At 64.7% G+C, this 18568-nt stretch carries 14 protein-coding genes and 1 pseudogene; 11 read left to right on the top strand and 4 right to left on the bottom strand.

Translation table 11 applies throughout. The features are described 5' to 3' along the window. Nucleotides 1-44 precede the first annotated feature (44 nt). From LO787_RS18290 to LO787_RS18315, 6 genes are all read left to right on the top strand, one after another. On the top strand, nt 45-1265 hold the full coding sequence (locus LO787_RS18290; protein WP_232492416.1) for a hypothetical protein: 1221 nt from the start codon (nt 45-47) through the stop codon (nt 1263-1265). A gap of 226 nt (nt 1266-1491) precedes the next feature. Continuing rightward, the gene (gene nirB / locus LO787_RS18295; RefSeq protein WP_232492417.1) at nt 1492-4017 is read left to right on the top strand and encodes a nitrite reductase large subunit NirB; all 2526 of its coding nucleotides are present in this window, start codon (nt 1492-1494) and stop codon (nt 4015-4017) included. A gap of 5 nt (nt 4018-4022) precedes the next feature. Further along, complete coding sequence (nirD, locus tag LO787_RS18300; protein WP_232492418.1) at nt 4023-4373, top strand: nitrite reductase small subunit NirD; 351 nt, start codon at nt 4023-4025, stop codon at nt 4371-4373. Continuing rightward, nucleotides 4373-6982, top strand: coding sequence for a nitrate reductase (locus LO787_RS18305; protein ID WP_232492419.1), 2610 nt, complete (start codon nt 4373-4375; stop codon nt 6980-6982). The genes nirD and LO787_RS18305 overlap by 1 nt, the downstream gene beginning before the upstream one ends. Further along, entirely contained in the window at nt 6969-7757 is a 789-nt protein-coding gene (cobA, locus tag LO787_RS18310) for a uroporphyrinogen-III C-methyltransferase (RefSeq protein ID WP_232492420.1), read from the top strand. Before LO787_RS18305 ends, cobA begins: the two co-directional genes overlap by 14 nt. Before the next feature lie 6 nt (nt 7758-7763). Further along, a complete protein-coding gene (locus tag LO787_RS18315; RefSeq protein WP_232492421.1) occupies nt 7764-8987 on the top strand; it encodes a molybdopterin molybdotransferase MoeA in 1224 nt (407 codons plus the stop codon). A 338-nt stretch (nt 8988-9325) separates the two neighbouring features. Here LO787_RS18315 and LO787_RS18320 read toward each other — a convergent pair whose 3' ends face one another. Next, on the bottom strand, nt 9326-9607 hold the full coding sequence (locus LO787_RS18320) for a hypothetical protein (protein ID WP_232492422.1): 282 nt from the start codon (nt 9605-9607) through the stop codon (nt 9326-9328). A 1-nt stretch (nt 9608) separates the two neighbouring features. Between LO787_RS18320 and LO787_RS18325 the strand changes: the two genes are divergently transcribed. The 5 genes and pseudogenes from LO787_RS18325 to rpoD all read left to right on the top strand — a co-directional run bounded on the left by LO787_RS18325 (nt 9609) and on the right by rpoD (nt 14130). Then, on the top strand, nt 9609-9830 hold the full coding sequence (locus LO787_RS18325) for a hypothetical protein (RefSeq protein WP_232492423.1): 222 nt from the start codon (nt 9609-9611) through the stop codon (nt 9828-9830). A gap of 61 nt (nt 9831-9891) precedes the next feature. Then, nucleotides 9892-9999: pseudogene (locus LO787_RS18330) on the top strand (integrase); the annotation flags it as partial. 386 nt (nt 10000-10385) lie between these two features. Next, entirely contained in the window at nt 10386-10712 is a 327-nt protein-coding gene (locus tag LO787_RS18335) for a hypothetical protein (protein ID WP_232492424.1), read from the top strand. Between the two features lie 333 nt (nt 10713-11045). Further along, nucleotides 11046-11741, top strand: coding sequence for a cold-shock protein (locus LO787_RS26160; protein WP_276574169.1), 696 nt, complete (start codon nt 11046-11048; stop codon nt 11739-11741). 355 nt (nt 11742-12096) lie between these two features. After that, nucleotides 12097-14130 (top strand): RNA polymerase sigma factor RpoD, encoded by a 2034-nt coding sequence (gene rpoD, locus LO787_RS18350; protein ID WP_232492425.1) that lies wholly within the window; start codon nt 12097-12099, stop codon nt 14128-14130. 344 nt (nt 14131-14474) lie between these two features. Here the strand turns inward: rpoD and LO787_RS18355 are convergent, their stop codons facing one another. The 3 genes from LO787_RS18355 to LO787_RS18365 all read right to left on the bottom strand — a co-directional run bounded on the left by LO787_RS18355 (nt 14475) and on the right by LO787_RS18365 (nt 18479). After that, nucleotides 14475-16937, bottom strand: a complete 2463-nt coding sequence (locus tag LO787_RS18355) for a TonB-dependent receptor (protein WP_232492426.1) — start codon at nt 16935-16937, stop codon at nt 14475-14477. Nucleotides 16938-17046: 109 nt separating this feature from the next. Further along, nucleotides 17047-17946: a FecR family protein gene (locus LO787_RS18360; RefSeq protein WP_232492427.1), complete on the bottom strand. Its 900-nt coding sequence runs from the start codon at nt 17944-17946 to the stop codon at nt 17047-17049. Further along, nucleotides 17946-18479, bottom strand: a complete 534-nt coding sequence (locus LO787_RS18365) for an RNA polymerase sigma factor (protein ID WP_232492428.1) — start codon at nt 18477-18479, stop codon at nt 17946-17948. The genes LO787_RS18360 and LO787_RS18365 overlap by 1 nt, the downstream gene beginning before the upstream one ends. Between the last annotated feature and the right edge of the window lie 89 nt (nt 18480-18568).

Consider the following 18568-nt stretch of genomic DNA (forward strand, 5'->3'; position numbering starts at 1 on the left):
ACCGCCGCCCCACTTCCTTTCGTCCTGAGGGGGACGCTTACATCATGAAAAACAATAAGTTGACGGCGGCCGCTCTGGCCGTCGGCGGGATTGCCTGCGCCCATTCCGCGCACGCTCAGGAGATCACCGTCAAGCCCGTCGCCGAGGCGCGGATGCGGTACGAGCATGTCGAACAGGACGGTCTTCCGACCGATGCGGACGCTCTGACGGTGCGAGTTCGCGGCGGACTACAGGTGACTGAGAGCGCACTGACCGCCACCATAGTCGCACAGGGAACGTTCGCAGCGGTCGACAACTACTTCGACGGGCTGCAGGGAGACGCCACGCGGCCGCTGGTCGCCGATCCGCAGAACATCGCGCTCTATCTCGCCCAGTTGCAGTACAGGACAAAGGCCCTGACCCTTATCGCCGGGCGCCAGAAGATCGCCCTCGACGACGAGCGTTTCGTCGGCAACATCGCCTTCCGCGACAATGCCCAGACCTTCGATGCGGTCCGTGCCGAACTGGTCCCGGTGAAGGGCCTCAAGCTCGACCTGTCCTACGCTTGGAGCGTGCGCACTATCTGGGGCATTGATGGACGCGGCGTAAAGCAGCAGGCGGTCGGCGGGGACAACGTGCTGGCGAACCTTTCCTGGGAAACCCCGCTGGGCACGCTGACCGGTTTCGCCTATCTCGTCGATCAGGACGAGGCGGCGGTGCAGGCGTTCCGGCTCTCCAGCCAGACCTATGGCGCGCGCTTCGCCGGGACGCATGCTTTCGGCAAGGCGGTGAAGCTGTCCTATCAGGCAAGCTATGCGCGCCAGTCCGACTGGCACCGCAACCCCAACGACTATAGCGCCGAATACTGGCTCGCCGATGCGACGCTGGACGTGAAGGGCTGGAAGCTCAACGCCGGATACGAAGTGCTCGGCGCCGATGACGGGCGGTCGTTCACCAGCTTCCAGACCCCGCTCGGCACCAACTTCAAGTTCCAGGGCTGGGCGGACAAGTTCCTGACGACCCCGCCGAACGGCGTGCGCGATCTGTACGTGGGTGGCGGTTATGGCGCGAAGCAGATCGGCGCATTGTCCGCCGTCACTTTGCAGGCCACCTGGCACCGTTTCGACAGCGACCGGCTGGACCAGCACTACGGCAACGAAATCAACCTGCTGGCTTCGGCAAAGCTGCGCAAGGCCACGGTGGCGCTCCGCTACGCCCATTACGACGCGAAGGCTTTCGCCACCGACGTCGACAAGTTCTGGGTCCAGCTCGACTGGGCGATCTGACAGTTTCGTCACGGAATCGCTTGAGCCTTCGGGCGATTCCATTTATGTTGCAATGCAAAGGGCAGCGTTGTCCTTCCTACATCGCCGAAACGTCCCACTGGCGGGACATGTAGGCACCGAACGATGGCAAGGCCGCCATCCAGACTTCCGGTTTCGCACCGGGGGTCCGGATGGCGGCCTTTTCTCGTTTTCAGCTCCAATTCCCATGACAGCCGGAGTTTCGAAAATGGACTTTCAGGACGGGATCGAACCCAATTCCGATTACGACGATGCGCTGATCGTGCCTTCCGACGATGTGCGCGAGCATCTGGTCGTCGTCGGCAACGGCATGGCAGGGTGCCGCGCGGTCGAGGAACTGCTGGCGCGCGATGCGGGCCGCTATCGGGTGACGATCTTCGGCGCCGAGCCGCATGTGAACTACAACCGCATCATGCTCTCGCCGGTACTGGCGGGCGAGAAGACCTTCGAGCAGATCGTCATCAACACCCGCGAATGGTACGACGAGAACGGCATCGACCTTATCACCGCCGATCCCGTCACCACGATTGACCGTGCCGCGAAGACCGTCACCTCGCGGTCGGGCCGCACCGTCCATTACGACCGGCTGCTGATCGCGACCGGCTCCGATCCCTTCATCATCCCGGTTCCCGGCAAGGATCTGTCCGGCGTCATCTCGTTCCGCGACATGCATGACGTGGACACGATGCTGGCGGCAGCGGAAGCGGGCAAGGCTTCCGGCGGAGGCTCCGCCGTGGTCATCGGCGGGGGTCTGTTGGGGCTGGAAGCGGCGCACGGCCTGACCCTGCGCGGCATGAAAGTCACCGTCATCCACCTGATGCCCACACTCATGGAGCGCCAGCTGGACGAAGCGGCGGGCTGGCTGCTCAAGTCCGCGCTGGAAGGGCGCGGCCAGACCATCCTGACCGGCGCCGACACCGCCGAGATCTATGGCGACGGCAAGGTTGAGGGCGTCCGCCTCAAGGACGGGCGCGAGATCACGGCCAGCCTCGTCGTCATGGCCGTCGGCATCCGCCCATCCACCGCGCTGGCGCGCGAGGCGGGGCTGGAGGTCAATCGTGGCATCAAGGTGGACGACCATATGGTGACGAGCGACCCCTCGGTGCTCGCGGTCGGCGAATGCGTGGAGCATGACGGCAACGTATACGGCCTCGTCGCGCCGCTGTGGGACATGTGCCGCAGCCTTGCCGACGGGCTGACCGACCGACACACCGGCTATCGCGGTTCCGTCACCTCGACCAAGCTGAAGGTCGCAGGGCTCGACGTGTTCTCCGCCGGGGACTTTTCGGGCGGCGAAGGCTGCGAGGACATCGTCCTGCGCGACGCGGCGCGCGGCGTCTACAAGCGCGTCGTGGTGAAGGACGACAAGGTCGTCGGCGCGGTGCTCTACGGCGACACGGCGGACGGTGGCTGGTACTTCGACCTTCTGAAGAAGGGCGAGGACGTCTCCGAAGTCCGCGACCTGCTGATCTTCGGTCAGGCCTTCGCCTCCGGAGGAGGCGCGCTGGACCCTAAGGCGGCCGTTGCGGCGCTCTCGGACGATGCCGAGATCTGCGGCTGCAACGGCGTTTCCAAGGGGCAGGTCGTCGGCTGCATCGAAGCGGGGGCGTGCAGCCTCGACGCGGTGCGCGCGGGCTGCAAGGCTTCGGCCAGCTGCGGCCAGTGCACCGGCCTCGTCGAGAACCTGCTGGCGCTGACGCTGGGCGAGGACGTCCAGTCCGGCCCGAAGACGATGTGCAAATGCACCAGCTTCACCCACGACGACGTGCGGCGCGAGATCGTCGCGCAGGACATGCGCTCGATCCCGGAAGTCATGCAGAAGCTGCACTGGACGACGCCGGACGGATGCTCGTCCTGCCGTCCGGCGCTGAACTACTACCTGCTCTGCGCGCTGCCCGGCGAATACGTGGACGACCAGCAGAGCCGCTTCGTCAACGAGCGCATGCACGCCAACATCCAGAAGGACGGCACTTATTCGGTCGTCCCGCGCATGTGGGGTGGCCTCACCAACCCGCGCGAACTGCGCGCCATCGCCGACGTCGTGGAAAAGTACGACGCGCCGATGGTGAAGGTGACGGGCGGCCAGCGCCTCGACATCTTCGGCATCAAGAAGGAAGATTTGCCCGCCGTCTGGGCGGACCTGAACGCTGCCGGGATGGTTTCCGGCCATGCCTACGGCAAGTCGCTGCGCACCGTGAAGACCTGCGTGGGATCGGAGTGGTGCCGCTTCGGAACGCAGGATTCCACCGGCCTCGGCGTCAAGACCGAGCGGATGACCTGGGGCAGCTGGATGCCGCACAAGTTCAAGATCGCCGTCTCCGGTTGCCCGCGCAACTGCGCCGAGGCGACGATCAAGGACTTCGGGATCGTCTGCGTCGACAGCGGCTACGAACTGAGCGTCGGCGGCAACGGCGGCATCCATGTGCGCGCCACCGACTTCCTCTGCAAGGTCGCGACCGAGGAAGAGGCGCTGGAATACTGCGCCGCCTTCATCCAGCTCTACCGCGAGGAAGCGCGCTATCTGGAACGCACCGCGCCGTGGATCGAGCGCGTCGGCGTCGATCATGCGAAGGCCCGCGTGGTCGAGGACGAGGCGGGTCGCAAGGCGCTCGCCGCGCGGTTCCTCTACTCGCAGAGCTTCAGCCAGGACGATCCGTGGGCCGAACGTGCCTCGGGCAACCGCGCCGACCTGCACCAGCACCTCCAACCCCAAGCGCTCGAAGCGGCGGAGTGACACCCATGACCGACTGGATCGATATCGGAACCCTCAGCGACATTCCCCAGCGCGGCGCGCGCACGGTGCGGCTTGACGGGGAACCGGAGATCGCCGTCTTCCGCACCGGCGACGACAAGGTCTTCGCGCTCGTCAACGAATGCCCGCACAAGAAGGGGCCGCTCAGCCAGGGCATCGTCCATGGGCACTTGGTCGCCTGCCCGCTGCACAACTGGAACATCGCGCTCGCCAGCGGCGAGGCGCAAGGCGCGGACAGCGGCTGCACCCCGACGATCGCCGTGCGCGAGGAGAACGGGCGGTTGCTGCTGGCCCGACCCGAAGCCCAGAATCCTGAAGCCCTGAGGGACGCGGCCTGATGCGCGAGGCGGTCCGCACGACCTGCGCCTATTGCGGCGTCGGCTGCGGCATCTCCGCTACGCCGACCGGCGAGCGCGAGGTGACGATCCGGGGCGACGCAGCGCACCCGGCAAACGCGGGCCGCCTCTGCTCCAAGGGCACGCATCTGGGCGAGACGGTGGGCCTTGCCGGCCGCCTGCTCCACCCGATGATCGGGGACCGGCGGGCAAGCTGGGACAAGGCGCTGGACCTCGTGGCGAAGCGCTTTCGCGACACCATCGCCAAGTATGGGCCGGACAGCGTGGCATTTTACGTCTCGGGACAGTTGCTGACCGAAGACTATTACGTCGCCAACAAGCTGATGAAGGGCTTCATCGGCTCGGCCAACATCGACACCAATTCGCGCCTGTGCATGTCGAGCGCGGTGGCGGGCCACAACCGCGCCTTCGGCGAGGACATAGTGCCCGCGAGCTACGAGGATCTGGAGAAGGCGGATCTCATCGTCCTCGTCGGCTCCAACACCGCTTGGTGCCACCCGATCGTCTACCAGCGCATCCAGGCGGCGCGGGCCGAACGTGGTACGAAGCTGATCGTCATCGACCCGCGCCGCACCGAGACTTGCGAAGGCGCGGACCTGCACCTCCCCCTGCGCCCCGGCAGCGACGTGGCGCTGATGAACGGCCTCCTTGCGTGGCTGGCCGAGCAGGGCATGGTCGACAAGGCGTTCATGGAAAGCCACGTCGAAGTGCCGGAAGGGTTCTGGAAGCATCTCGCCGCCGGGCGTGACCTGTGGACCACGGCGAAGACTTGCGACCTCGATCCCGCGCTGCTGCTCAGGTTCTATGAGATGTTCGCCGCGAACCCGCGCACGGTTACGATGTTCAGCCAGGGCATCAACCAGTCGATCCGGGGCACCGATCAGGTCAACGCGATCATCAACGTCCACCTCGCCACCGGGCGGATCGGCCAGCCCGGCGCGGCGCCGTTCTCGATCACCGGCCAGCCCAATGCGATGGGCGGGCGCGAAGTGGGCGGCCTTGCCTCGACGCTGGCGGCGCACATGGACTTTGCGCCGGAAAACGTCGCGCGTGTCGGTCGGTTCTGGGCGGCGCCGTCGATGGCGGCGAAGCCGGGGCTCAAGGCGGTGGACCTGTTCCGCGCCATGGGGGAAGGGAGGATCAAGGCGCTGTGGGTCATGGCGACGAACCCTGCCGTCTCGCTGCCCGATGCCGGAAACGTGCGTACGGCGCTGGAGAAGTGCCCGTTCGTCGTGGTCTCCGACGTCATCGCGAACACCGATACCACCGCCTACGCCGATGTCCGCCTCCCCGCCGCCGCGTGGGGGGAGAAGGACGGCACCGTCACCAATTCCGAACGCACGATCAGCCGCCAGCGCCCCTTCATGGCGCGGCCGGGAGAAGCGAAGCCCGACTGGTGGATCGTCAAGGAAGTGGGGCGGCGGATGGGCTGGAAGAGCGCCTTCGCCTACGACACCCCCGCTGACATCTGGCGCGAACATGCCCGCCTTACGGCCTACCAGAACGACGGCGCGCGCGTGCTGAACCTCGCTGCCCAGGCCGTCATCGGCAACGCCGCTTACGATGCGCTGGAGCCGTTTCGCTGGGGCGGCACGCCGTTCGCCGACGGTCGCTTTCCGACGCCGAGCGGGCGTGCGCGAATGGTCAGGGTCGTGCAGATGGAACTGCAGGCACCGCTGGCCGACTGGCCGCTGACGCTCAACACCGGGCGCTACCGCGATCAGTGGCACACGATGACCCGCACCGGCCTCGCCCCCAAGCTGGCGCGCCATCGCGAGGAACCGCTGGTCGAGGTTCATCCCGCCGATGCGGCCACTCTGGGCCTGAAGGATGGCGATCTCGCCCGCGTCTCCACGCCGCAGGGCCACAGCACCTTCCGCGTCGCGCTCAGCGAGGGCCAGCGCCGGGGAGAGATCTTCACGCCGATCCACTGGACCGACCAGACCTCCACCGGAGGCCGCACCGGCCTGCTCCCGCGCCCGCTGGTCGATCCGCATTCCGGCCAGCCCGGCTTCAAGTCCACCCCCGCCGCGCTCGCGAAGGTGGAGACGGAATGGAAGGGCTTCCTCATCCTGCGCGGAGATGAGCCTGCCCGCGTCCCATGCATGTGGGCGACGCGCGTGGCGGTGCCGGGTGGTGCGCTCTACGAGATCGCGGGCAACGGCGATGCCGCGCGCATCGAAGCCTGCCTGCCGAACGGCGAGCGCGTCGAAGCCATAGACCTGACGCGCGGCACCCGCCGCATCGCGGTCATCGTCGATGGCAGACTGGCGGGCGTCCTCTTCGTCACCCACACCGGCCTGCTGCCCTCGCGCGACTGGCTCATCGGGCAGCTTGCTGTCGAGGGCGTGGGCGCCACCGTCCTAGCCGCGCGCGGTCCCGGCAGCCAGCCCGACAAAGGCGCGACCATCTGCGTCTGCTTCGACATCGGCCTCAACCAGATCGTCGCCGCCATCCGCGAGCAGGCGCTGGTCGACGTTCCCGCCATCGGCAAGGCGCTGGGCGCGGGCACCAACTGCGGATCGTGCCGCCCCGCGCTTGCCAACATCCTCGTCCAAACCTCTCAGGAGATCGTCCATGCAGCAGAATGATCTGATCGCGCCCGGAGAAGTCTGGCTGGTCGGTGCGGGGCCGGGCGATCCCGACCTGCTGACCCGCAAGGCGGAAAAGCTGATCGCGGCGGCGGAAGTGATCTTCTACGACGCGCTCGTCGGTCCCGGCGTACTCGACCTGATCCCGGCTGAAACGGAGAAGGTCTGCGTCGGTAAGCGCTCCGGTCGCCACTCGAAGGACCAGCGCACGATCGACGAACTGCTCGTCGCCGCCGCGCTGGCAGGCAGGCGGGTGGTGCGCCTCAAGGGCGGCGATCCCGCGATGTTCGCCCGCGCGACCGAGGAAATGACCGCGCTGCGTGCCGTTGGCGCTGCCGTGAAGGTATGTCCCGGCATCACCGCCGCCAGTGCGGTCGCAGCGTCGGCGGGGCTGTCCCTCTCGTTGCGGGGAACGGCGCGCCGGGTGCAGTTCATCACCGCGCACAGCCGTAACGGGCAGGCGCTCGATCTCGACTGGAAGGCGCTGGCCGATCCGGCCTGCACGCTCGCCGTCTACATGGGCCGGGACGCCGCGCCGGAACTCAGCGCGGCGCTGATCGCGGCGGGCCTGCCGGGATCGACGCCGGTGCTGATCGCCTGCGACGCATCGCTGCCGCAGGAACAGCGGCTGCGTACCCGGCTCGATCTGTTGCCGCTGGTGGTGCAGGCCTTTGCACAGGATCGTCCCACGCTGATGCTTATCGGTGAGGCAGTCGCGCAGACGGATGCTATCGTACCTGCCCGCGCCTTCGCCGAAGGCTTCGCCGCAGGATAACGAGACATGGCCACGGCTCCCGAAATTCCCTGCCAGGCGACGATCGGTTTCGATGCCGCGCAGGCGGTCGTGCGGGAGAACGCCCTGCCGCTGGGTATCGAGAGTGTGCCGCTTGCGAAGGCGGGACGGCGCGTTCTGGCGCAGCCAGTGGTCGCTCGGATCGATTCTCCCCGGCGGGACAGCGCGGCGATGGACGGCTATGCCGTATGCTCCGCCGACCTGACCGGCGAGGTCGTTCGGCTGAAGCTGGTCGGAGAAAGCACGGCCGGCGGATCGGCGCCGCAGCCGCTCGAACCCGGCACCGCGCTCAGGATCTCGACCGGCGCGCCGATGCCCCCCGGCGCCGACCGGGTCGTGATGCGCGAACTTACCCGGACCGAAGGCGACGAGGTCATCGTCCCCGGTACAACCGGCAAGCGCCACGTACGCGCTCGTGCATCGGACTTCGCAAGGGATGATATCCTGCTGCCGGCAGGAACACGCGTGGATGCAAGGACGATGGTCGTCGCCGCCGCCGCCGATCTGGATCGCGTCGGCGTCTGGCGGCAGCCCAGGGTCCATGTCCTGTCGAACGGTGACGAACTGGCACCGCCGGGGCACGCCGCGCCGAATGCGCATTCGGTGCCTGACAGCCTGAGTGAAGGGCTTGCCCTGCTGGCGCGGCAGTGGGGAGCCAAGCCGGTCGGAGCGTCGCGATCGAAGGATCGGGTGGAGGGTCTGCGCGCCATGGCGCAGGCCGCGCTGGAGGACGCGGACATCCTGCTGGTTGTCGGCGGGGCTTCGCACGGCCATCGCGACATGGCGCGCGCGGCACTGATGCCGCTGGGGCTGCGTCTGCTGTTTTCGGGCGTCGCCATCAAGCCGGGCAAGCCGCTGTGGTATGGCAGGATCGGCGGTGCGCATGTGCTCGGCCTGCCGGGGAACCCCACCGCCGCATTGACGACCGCACGGTTGTTCCTCGCCCCGCTGATCTGCGCACTTTCGGGAGCAGGCTTCGACCACGCGCTGCGCTGGACCAAGCGTCGCTTGCTCCATGATGCGCCGGGTGGAACCGAGCGCGATCAATTTCTCTGTGCGATTTCGGATGATGCGGAAAGCGGCGTCAGCATCATCGAGCGTCAGCAGGCATCCGCCCAGATGATGCTCGCCCAGGCAGATCTCCTTGTGGAACGGCGTGCCGGGGCTTATCCGGCGACGGCCGGGGACATGCTGCGATGTTTGCGGTTCTGACGTGATGTGATTAAGCGGAAAGCGCCAAACGTCGTCATGCGGTGGATGCTGTTTCAGTCAGCGACTTCGGCGGGTATCGTGAAGACGACGTGGAAGAAGCCGATCGCCAGAAGGTCCGCTTCGCGCCCTTTGTAGCCGGACAGCAGCTCTGTTCCGTTGCTCTGAAGCGGTCATTCGTTACGGTTAGACCGCCCCTTCTGATGAGGGAAAAGCCGCCCGACGCGAAGCCCTGTGTTCAGGAACAGATTGCATGGGCAATTGCCTCAAGGGCGACACCTTTCGCCTGATTGCTTTTCGCGGCCTTCGCGCCGCTAATTTTTCCAAACTTTCCGTCGTTGTCACACCTCTATTTGGGGAGGCTTGTCATGCGTGATGACATGTTCAAGGTGATTGTCGAACGCCCCCGTTGGGGCGCGAGCCACGCCGCTTCTCCCAAATTGAAAAGGATCCCTCAGACCGACGCACGCCATATCGGGCTCAAGCGCCATGCCGGCATCGGTGCGCCCTACACCAAGTCGTTGAATGAGAACCTCGCCCCCTTGATTCGCTACCTGCGGCGCCAGCGCGGCCGCCGTCTTCAGCGAGATCTGCGCCAAGCTCGACACGGGCAGCACGGTCAAGATGCACGTGCGCCAACATATCGATGATTTCGTGCTGACGCGCATTTCTATCGGGCGTTATGGCGAGTGGATGTTCGAAGGCCAAGTGCTCGGGCGCCGAGGCCAGTGGCTCCGGCGTCGTGAGCTGTTCGTCGATCCGCGCGACGGGATTCTCAAGCACATAACCGTGCTTGAGGCAATGCTGGCCTCCGGAACCTTCAATGACCGGGGAGGCGCACAATGACTTCGATCTCCCTGATCGCTGACGATCCGTCGCGGTTCGATCCGCTGTCATTCGACCAACTCGAGGCGACGGCAGCTTACGAGGGCATACGAAGATTGAAAGCGCGGTCAGATACCTCGGCGTCGATGTGGAAGACGCCTTGACTTTGGCAGAGGGCACCGAGATCTGAAGCTATCTGGCTCCCCGCGGCGGCGGGGAGCCAGAACCAATTAATGTCGGCTATGCGCGGCCCTTTGGCGAATGATGGACAGAAATCCCGTCAGTCCGCTCCTGAGAAGTCAAAATCAGAGGCTGAGTGACCGGCAAGGGTCGATGGCTGGAACGCTTCTGACGAGAATTTGACATCGGTTGGATCGCCCGCTTTTCGTGTAGGTCTGTGATACTTGGACATCGGGTCGCTAGCTGGGACAGACGAACGTCAAATGTCCACAGCAGAACGGCGCAGGCTGATTGTGGGAGAAGGCGATGAGGAATTTGGCGGCCACAATAGCCGGTGCGTACCTGGTTGCTGCTGCAATGTCAGGTTGCAGCCCCGATTCTCGGGAGCCCAAGTCAATGCCCACCACCTATGGCATCGAAAAGGCAGACCTCGCCGCCGCCGAGCCCCAAGACTTTTGCCGCAGCCGTCACCCCACCTTCCTGCGCGATCTGCTGCTGCAGATAAGCAACGGCCTGCCGCCCGGGAGCAAGGGCTTCGATTTCAGAAATCTAAAGGTAGAAAGGCAGAAGCCCGGCGGAGAATGGGTAGCTATCGTCAGGTTCCGCATAGCGGTCCCCGGAGAATCCGCTCAATCCATGCGTGCAATTGCCTCTTTCGATCCGGAAAACTGCAAGACCGGGGAGTGGTCGGTTCATCGAGGAGAAGAGGAGGGCAGTCATTAGGTAAGTTCTGAGTGTGTTAGGCTTCTTCTTCCGTATGCGGGAAGAAAAGGCAGTCGGTTTGCTGTTGGACTATGGAAATCGGCAGCTGAACCACTGGATCGCGTCCACCGGCGGGTGGATCGATTGTCGAAAGCGCGCGAAAATTTCGCTCACGCCTGTGCTGAATCCGCCAGCGTGCGATACATCAAGCTGTTCGCAGAACGAAGGTCGCCAAGACGTCGCTACGCTGCTATCGCCTTTCGTCCCAGATCCTGAAACGGGTTCTGCGGCCTTGCGTGCTACGTTCACTCGCGAGGACAGGTTTCTTCGAGCGTAGCGTAAGGTACTAAGAAAATGACATTCGACAGGGGAAATCGCGGCTACGGTCGTGACCGGTTCGGCGGTGGTGATGATCGCTGGGGCGGCGGCAACGACCGTTTTGGCGGTGGTGACCGGTTCGGCGGTGGCGGTGATCGATTCGGCGGCGGCCAGCGTGGCGGCTTCGGTGGATCGCGCGGCGGTGGTTTCGGCGGTGGCGGCGGTTCGCGCGGCGGCCCGGGCCAGGTCGTCGGTCAGGGCCGTGGCACGGTCAAGTTCTTCAACCCCGACAAGGGTTTCGGCTTCATCCAGCTTGAAGGTGGCGGCGACGACGCCTTCGTGCACATCAGCGCCGTGCAGTCCGCGGGCCTCGAAACGCTGGCGGAAGGTCAGCAGCTGGAATTCCAGCTGGTCGAGCGCAACGGCAAGGTTTCCGCGTCCGAGCTGACCATCGTTGGCGAGGTCATCGTGGCCGAACGCCGCGAGCGCGCCCCGGCTCCCGCCCAGCGTCAGTCGACTGGCGAGAAGGCTACCGGCACGGTCAAGTTCTTCAACGGCACCAAGGGCTTCGGCTTCATCGTGCGTGATGACGGCCAGCCTGATGCGTTCGTGCACATCAGCGCCGTCGAGCGCTCCGGTCTGCATGGCCTCTCGGAAGGCGATCAGCTCGAATTCGAGATCGAGATCGATCGCCGCGGCAAGGCGTCGGCCGTGAATCTGGTCCAGCGCTGACGAATCCGGCCATGGCTGCCGCCGGCGGCCATGGCCTTATATCCGGCCTGCATCGATCGTATCGCGATCAAGGTGCGCCTTATGTCGAAGGCCCGGCTAAAGCCGCTTTCGACATACTGCCTGCTGGAACAAGGACGTGCAGTCCTCATTCGAACGCGCAGCATGCCCTGCCGTGGGTGAACCAGATTGCTTCTGGAATTTATGCCGGGCCACATTACCTGAACCCCAGACCAGGGGTGGTTCATTCCTGCAAGGCTGCTCCCCAGTGGCCCTGTCAGCCTGATGATCTAAAAACCTAGCCGTTTCATGACGAAATTATCGTTATGAAACGGCCAATAACACGACAACGGATTGCATGACCAACGACGATCGCAGCGGCGACAACGATTCTCCCCTTCTCGACCTGGACAAGGGCTCGGTCCAGCGGTTCATCGCGCGCGCCAAAAGTCAGGGTGTCATCACGGTCAAGGAATTGAACGCCGCTCTGCCGCAGGACCAGATGACCACCGATCAGATCGAGGACATCATGGCTGCGATCTCGGAAATGGGCGTCAAGATCATCGAGAACGACGATGATGACGATGAGGAAGGCGAGCAGGAGGACGGCGTCGAGGCCGTCGATGGTCCCGATGATGAATCCGGCTCGGAATCCGGGTTCGACGAAGGCAATTCCCGCCGCCGTCCCGGTGAGACCCGCAAGGCCGATACGGCCGCGCGTTCCGACGACCCGGTACGCATGTACCTGCAGGAAATGGGCGCGGCCGAGATGCTCAGCCGCGAAGGCGAGGCCGCAATCGCCAAGCGCATCGAAGCCGGCCGCGACATGATGATCATGGGACTATGCGAAAGCCCCATGACCTTCCACGCGATCATCGGGTGGTCCGAAGCGCTCAACAATGGCGACATGCTGCTTCGCGAGATCCTCGATCTCGACGCGATGCTCTCCAAGGAGCCGCAGCCCGAAAATCTGGGCGAGGACGGTGAAGCCGACGGCGAGATTTCCGCCGCCACCGCCGGCCCTTCCTTCAAGGACGATGACGATTCCGCCGAGGACAACTCGGAGGAACTCGACGAGGACGGCAACCCGATCCCCAAGCGCAGGGTCGAGGACGATGAAGAGGACAACACTCTTTCGCTCGCCCAGATGGAAGCCGCGCTTACGCCGGAAGCGCTGGAAAAGTTCGCGCTCATCACCGAATTGTTCCGCACTTTCGAACGCGTGCAGAGCGAGCGTCTCGAAGCCCTCGCGCTGGGCATCGATTTCCCGGCCGCCAAGGAAGACCAGTACCAGCAGCTGCGCGAAGATCTCACCGCGCAGGTGGAATCGGTGCAGTTCCATGCGACCAAGATCGAGTACCTCGTCGACAACCTCTACGCCTTCAACCGTCGCCTGACGACGCTGGGCGGCCAGATGCTGCGTCTGGCCGAGCGTCACAAGGTCAAGCGCGCCGATTTCCTCGAAGCCTACACGGGGCGTGAACTGGACGATACCTGGGTCGCCGAAATAGCCCGGACGGACAAGAAGTGGGCGGCCTTCGCAGAAAACGAGGTTGAACCTGCCGAGCGCATCCGCCTCGAAGTGTCCGACATCGCCGCCGCCACCGGCATGGCACTTCCCGAGTTCCGCCGCATCGTCAACATGGTCCAGAAGGCGGAGCGCGAGGCGCGCATCGCCAAGAAGGAGATGGTCGAGGCGAACCTGCGTCTGGTGATCTCGATCGCCAAGAAGTACACGAACCGCGGTCTGCAGTTCCTCGACCTCATCCAGGAAGGCAACATCGGCCTGATGAAGGCGGTCGACAAGTTCCAGTACCGCCGCGGCTACAAGTTCTCGACCTATGCGACCTGGTGGATCAGGCAGGCGATCACGCGCTCGATCGCGGATCAGGCCCGCACGATCCGTATCCCCGTCCACATGATCGAGACGATCAACAAGCTGGTCCGCACCAGCCGTCAGTTCCTCCACGATCAGGGCCGCGAGCCGACGCCCGAGGAAATGGCTGAGAAACTTTCGATGCCGCTCGAAAAGGTGAAGCGGGTGCTGAAGATCGCCAAGGAGCCGATCTCCCTCGAAACGCCGATCGGCGACGAGGAAGACAGCAGCCTCGGCAACTTCATCCAGGACGAGAACGCCGTCATCCCGGTGGACGCGGCGATCCAGAACAATCTGAAGGAAATGATCACCCGCACGCTGGCATCGCTGACCCCGCGTGAAGAGCGCGTGCTGCGCATGCGCTTCGGCATCGGAATGCCGACCGATCACACGTTGGAAGAGGTCGGCCAGCAGTTCTCGGTGACCCGCGAACGTATCCGCCAGATCGAAGCGAAGGCGCTGCGCAAGCTCAAGCACCCGAGCCGGTCACGTATCATGCGAGCGTTCCTCGATTAAGGACGGGCAGCGCGACATCCGACCGAATTGCGGCCGGTCTGCAACTGAGGACCGACAATTCACCGCTAAGGGTCTCGGATGAGTCGAGGGCAGGAAGGCAGCAACGTGCCCGAAGGTGGTCGTTCGTAGGCCCAAACCTCTATCCTGGAGGCTGTCATTCCCAAGCACGGCCGCTGTAATTGTAAAGCGAAGGGCAACGCCGACGCTCTCAACGCTTCAAAGGACCGGACTTCTCACAACCCCTTCCGCGCCTCGACGTCTTTCGCCGATATGCAGAAATCAGGCACATCGCGGTTACAGCGACGAAGGGTAGCTCCCACAGGAGCCACCCTTCGTTGGAAAGATCAGAAGGCGACGCGGAAGCCCACCGAGTAAGTCGCCGGAGCACCGACCAGACGAGCTGCGCCGTTCAGTTCCGGGAAGTAGACTTCATCGGTGATATTGCGGCCCATCGCATAGATCGACCAGCCGTGCGGCGACTGTAGTTCGACGCGGGCGTTGAGCAGCGTGTAGGCGGCGGAAGTGTTGTTCGGCAGCGCGTTCAGGCGGTTCGATTCCTTGCCGTGGTAGAACACGTTGACGCGGCTCTCCAGCTTCCAGCCTTCGCCGAAGCTGTAGTCGTGAACGAGGCCGACGCGGCCGGTCCATTTCGGCGCGCCCGGCAGCGGATCGCCCACGGTTGCCAGTACGTCGGCGATGCGAGCGGAGTTGAACTCGGTGATCTTCGAGTAGAGGTACGTACCCGAGGCATCGAAATCGAGCTCGTGACCGCCTGATCGGAACAGAGTCAGATCGAGCGATCCCTCGAAACCGCGCGTCCTGGCCTTGCCGACGTTGGTGCGCCCGTTGGTGTCGTTGGCGAGACGAGTGGTTGCCTGAAGATTATCGAAGTCATTGGCGAAAGCATCCAGCGACAGGCGGATCGGGCCGTTGAAGTAGCGCACGCCCGCTTCGTAGGCCCATACCGTTTCCGACTGGAACGGCTCGGTCTCTGCCAGCGTCATGATCGAGGTGCCGTCGAAGCCGCCCGAACGATAGCCGCGCGCCACAGAGGCGAAGACGTTGAGGTCGGGGTTGATGAACCACTGCACCGAGGCGCGGCCCGAGACATCGCTGTCCTTGAACTGCTTGTCCCAGCTGAAGTTGTTCGTCGAGGCGAACAGCGTGTTGTAATACGTGATGCCCCACGGATTGTCATCGACGTTGCGGCCGGTGGAATCGATCTGGTCGCTCGTGTAGCGAAGGCCGCCGGTGACGCGCACATCGGGGATCACTTCGAAGTCGGCCTGGCCGAAGATCGCGCCCGAACGGCGGCGCTGGCTGTGGATGTTGTGATAGATCGTGCGCGCGGCCCAACTGGTCCACTGGCTCTGGTAGTCGATCGTGTCACTCATGATGAACGTGCCGACCACCCAGTTGAAGCGGCCCTGCTGTTCGTTGCGCAGGCGCGCCTCGAAAGAGGCCTGGCTCAGCTTTTCGTCGAACAGGTATTCGTACTGAGGATAGGGCGTGCCGTCGCCATTGCCGCCGACCTGACGCTGGCTGGCCTGCGCGCCGACCACGATGTCGAGGCGCAGGCTGTCGTTCATCAGGTGGGAAAGCTGGGCCGAGCCGCCCTGAATGTCGATCTTCTGGCGAAAGTATTTGGCTGAGTAGAACTTGTAGGGATCGCTGTCCTCGCCCGCATTGAGGACGCTGCTATCCTGGGCGGCGTTGATGCGGTCGTACTGGCGGGTATCGCCCCGGTCGCGGCTGGCGAATGCTTTCAGGACAAGCGAAGTATCAGGGCCAAGGTCGATATCCAGCGTACCGCGCGCGGCGAACAGATCCTTGTCGCCGAAGCCCTTGCGCTCGCCCGGATCGGTGATCGCGGGAACCTGCGACTGAACAACGCCGCCCACACTCAGCCGCGCCCCGGCCAGATCGCCGGCGCCCATGCCATGCATGAAGCCGCCGCCCTGGTCGGTCATCACCGCAATGCGCATGCGAACGTTGTCGCTCAGCGGACCGCCGAACGCAGCTTCGGCACGGAAGCTGTCGTAGCTGCCGTAGCGGGCATCGACATAGCCTTCGAAGTGATCGCTGCCGCCGCGGGTGATCGCGTTGATCACGCCCGCGGTGGTATTGCGACCATAGAGCGTGCCCTGCGGACCGCGCAGCACCTCGATGCGTTCGAGGTCGAACAGCGGCATGCCGAGGTAGGCGTTGGAGGTTTGATAGACGCCGTCAACGTGCAGTGCGACCGAAGGGCTGCCGTTGGGTTTGTAGTCGTCCGCCCCGCCGATGCCGCGGATGGAGAGCAGGCCGTAGCTTTCGCCGCCAGTGCTGTAATTGATAGACAGGCCCGGAACTTCGTCGACCAGGCTGCTGAAGTCGGTGATCTTGCGCTTCTGGACTTCGTCGCCGGAAACGACGGTGAGAGCGGCGGGAACTTTCGAGAGATCTTCCTGGCGCTTCTGCGCGGTAACGACGATGTCGCTATCGGCGGTGGCGTCGGTGGCGGCCACATCACGCTTCAGGGTGCGGGGCTCCGCAGCGAGCGAGATCATGCTCGAACCCTCGAACGCGATCTTCATGCCGCGCCCGGCGATCAGTCGGCGGATCGCCTCGGCGCGGGTGAAACGGCCCTTGAGCGGGGCGGAGCGCTGGCCGGCCACGGTGTCGTAGGGGAACACCATCTGCACGCCGGCCTGGCGACCGAATTCGTTGAGCGAGGTCGCCATGTTCTGCGACGGGATATCGAAGCTGATGGCATGTTCGCGGGCATTCGCCGAGGCCGCGTTGGGGGGCGAAATGGCCAGGATCATGGGTAGTGCGATAGAGTGAATTGGCATGTGCGCCCTTCCGGAAAAGCCGTGTCTCGGAAGGGGAGATGCGCGAAACCGGGGCCACCTCTATCGCGGCGCAAAAAAACGTTCAGCTTGCCGAAAGCATGATCGCGCCGCTTTCGCCGCGCTTTGCGCGAATGCCGAATGAGGCATCGAGCGCCTTCAGCAGTTCTGTCGGATCGGTGTTGGTGAAGCGACCGCCAAGGCGGATGCGCGACAGCCGAGGGTCGGCCACTACCAGCTTGTCATCGAGATAGCGGTTGAACTCGGCCACCACGAAGTCGAGGCTTTCGCCTTCGAACACCAGTTGCCCGTTCTGCCAGCTTCTGGCCCGGTCGATCGCCACCGCCTCTGCCGGATGCACGGAGATGTCGCGTCCGATGGCTTGCGCCAGCGCCCCCACCCTGACGGCCCGGTTCTCGGCGCTTGCCGTCCCCTTGAGCACCAGCAGCGCCACGGTTTCCGGTTCGCGCCGCGCGTTGAAGGCCCCGGGTTCGAGGTCGAAGCGCATGCCGTTGGCGGACAGACGCAGGGGAGGCCCGGCCAGAGCGCGCACGTTCAGCGCGATTTCACCCTGATCGAGCCAGAGCGAGCGGGTCTCCCCCTTGATCCGCCAGCTGATCCGGGTGTCCGTGTTAAGCGAAACCCGCGTGCCGTCCTCCAGAACCACGGTGCGCCGCTCTCCCACGCCGGTCTCGGCGTGTTCGCGTGCGGCCGCCTGCATGGCGAAGCCGCCTGCGATCGCGATGCCGCCCGCCACCACGCCGCCGCGCAGCAGGTTGCGGCGGTTGAGGCGCACTGGCCCCAGTCGCCGCGGCTCGGGCAGCGGATCGTGTACGGTGCGCAGGCGCTCGATCTGTTCGAAGGCGTCGGCGACTTGCGCGAAGGCGACCGCGCGCCGGGAATCAACAGCGCGCCAGGCCTCGAATTCCTCGCGCGTTGCCGATCCGGCGTCCAGTGCGGCCAGCCACGCGGCCGCTTCTTCCATCAGTTCGCTTGGTTTCGGCGGCGTTGCCATAGGCGTGAAATCGTCGGTCCTTCTGCCTGCGGGGGCGCTTCCTGCAACGCACTGGCCAGAATGGCCAGTCCCTTTGCAAGATGCTTCTCCACAGTAGAGACGGACAAGCCCATCCGCACCGCTATGTCGCGCGGCAACATTCCTTCGAAACGCCTCAACTGAACCACCGTGCGGGCCTGCGGGGGCAGCGTTTCCATGAGGTCCATCAGCCGCGACAGTTCGATCTGGCCGGAGACGACGGCGAACTGGTCGGGCGCGCCATCGGCGAAGTCCATCGCCTCCATGTCGGCCAGATGCTCGAAGCGCACCACCGTGGCGCGGCGGTGGCGTTCGTGTGCCAGGTTGCGGATGATGGTCAGCACGAAGCCGCGCGCATTGGCGATTTCGCGCTGGTTTGCCGCATCGATGGCGCGAGCGTAGGCTTCCTGGACCAGATCCTCGGCATCGGCAGGCGCGACGAGGCGCGCGGCCTGACGCCGGAAAGCCGCGCGATGCGGCAGCACTTCATCGATGAACCAGCGATCTGCGTCCCGTAGCCAGGCCAACGCCTTCGTCCTTTTTCGCGAACCCGGACGGGGCCGTTAGGCGGTGT

This window comes from Novosphingobium kaempferiae, from assembly GCF_021227995.1.
GTDB classification, from domain to species: Bacteria; Pseudomonadota; Alphaproteobacteria; order Sphingomonadales; family Sphingomonadaceae; genus Novosphingobium; species Novosphingobium kaempferiae.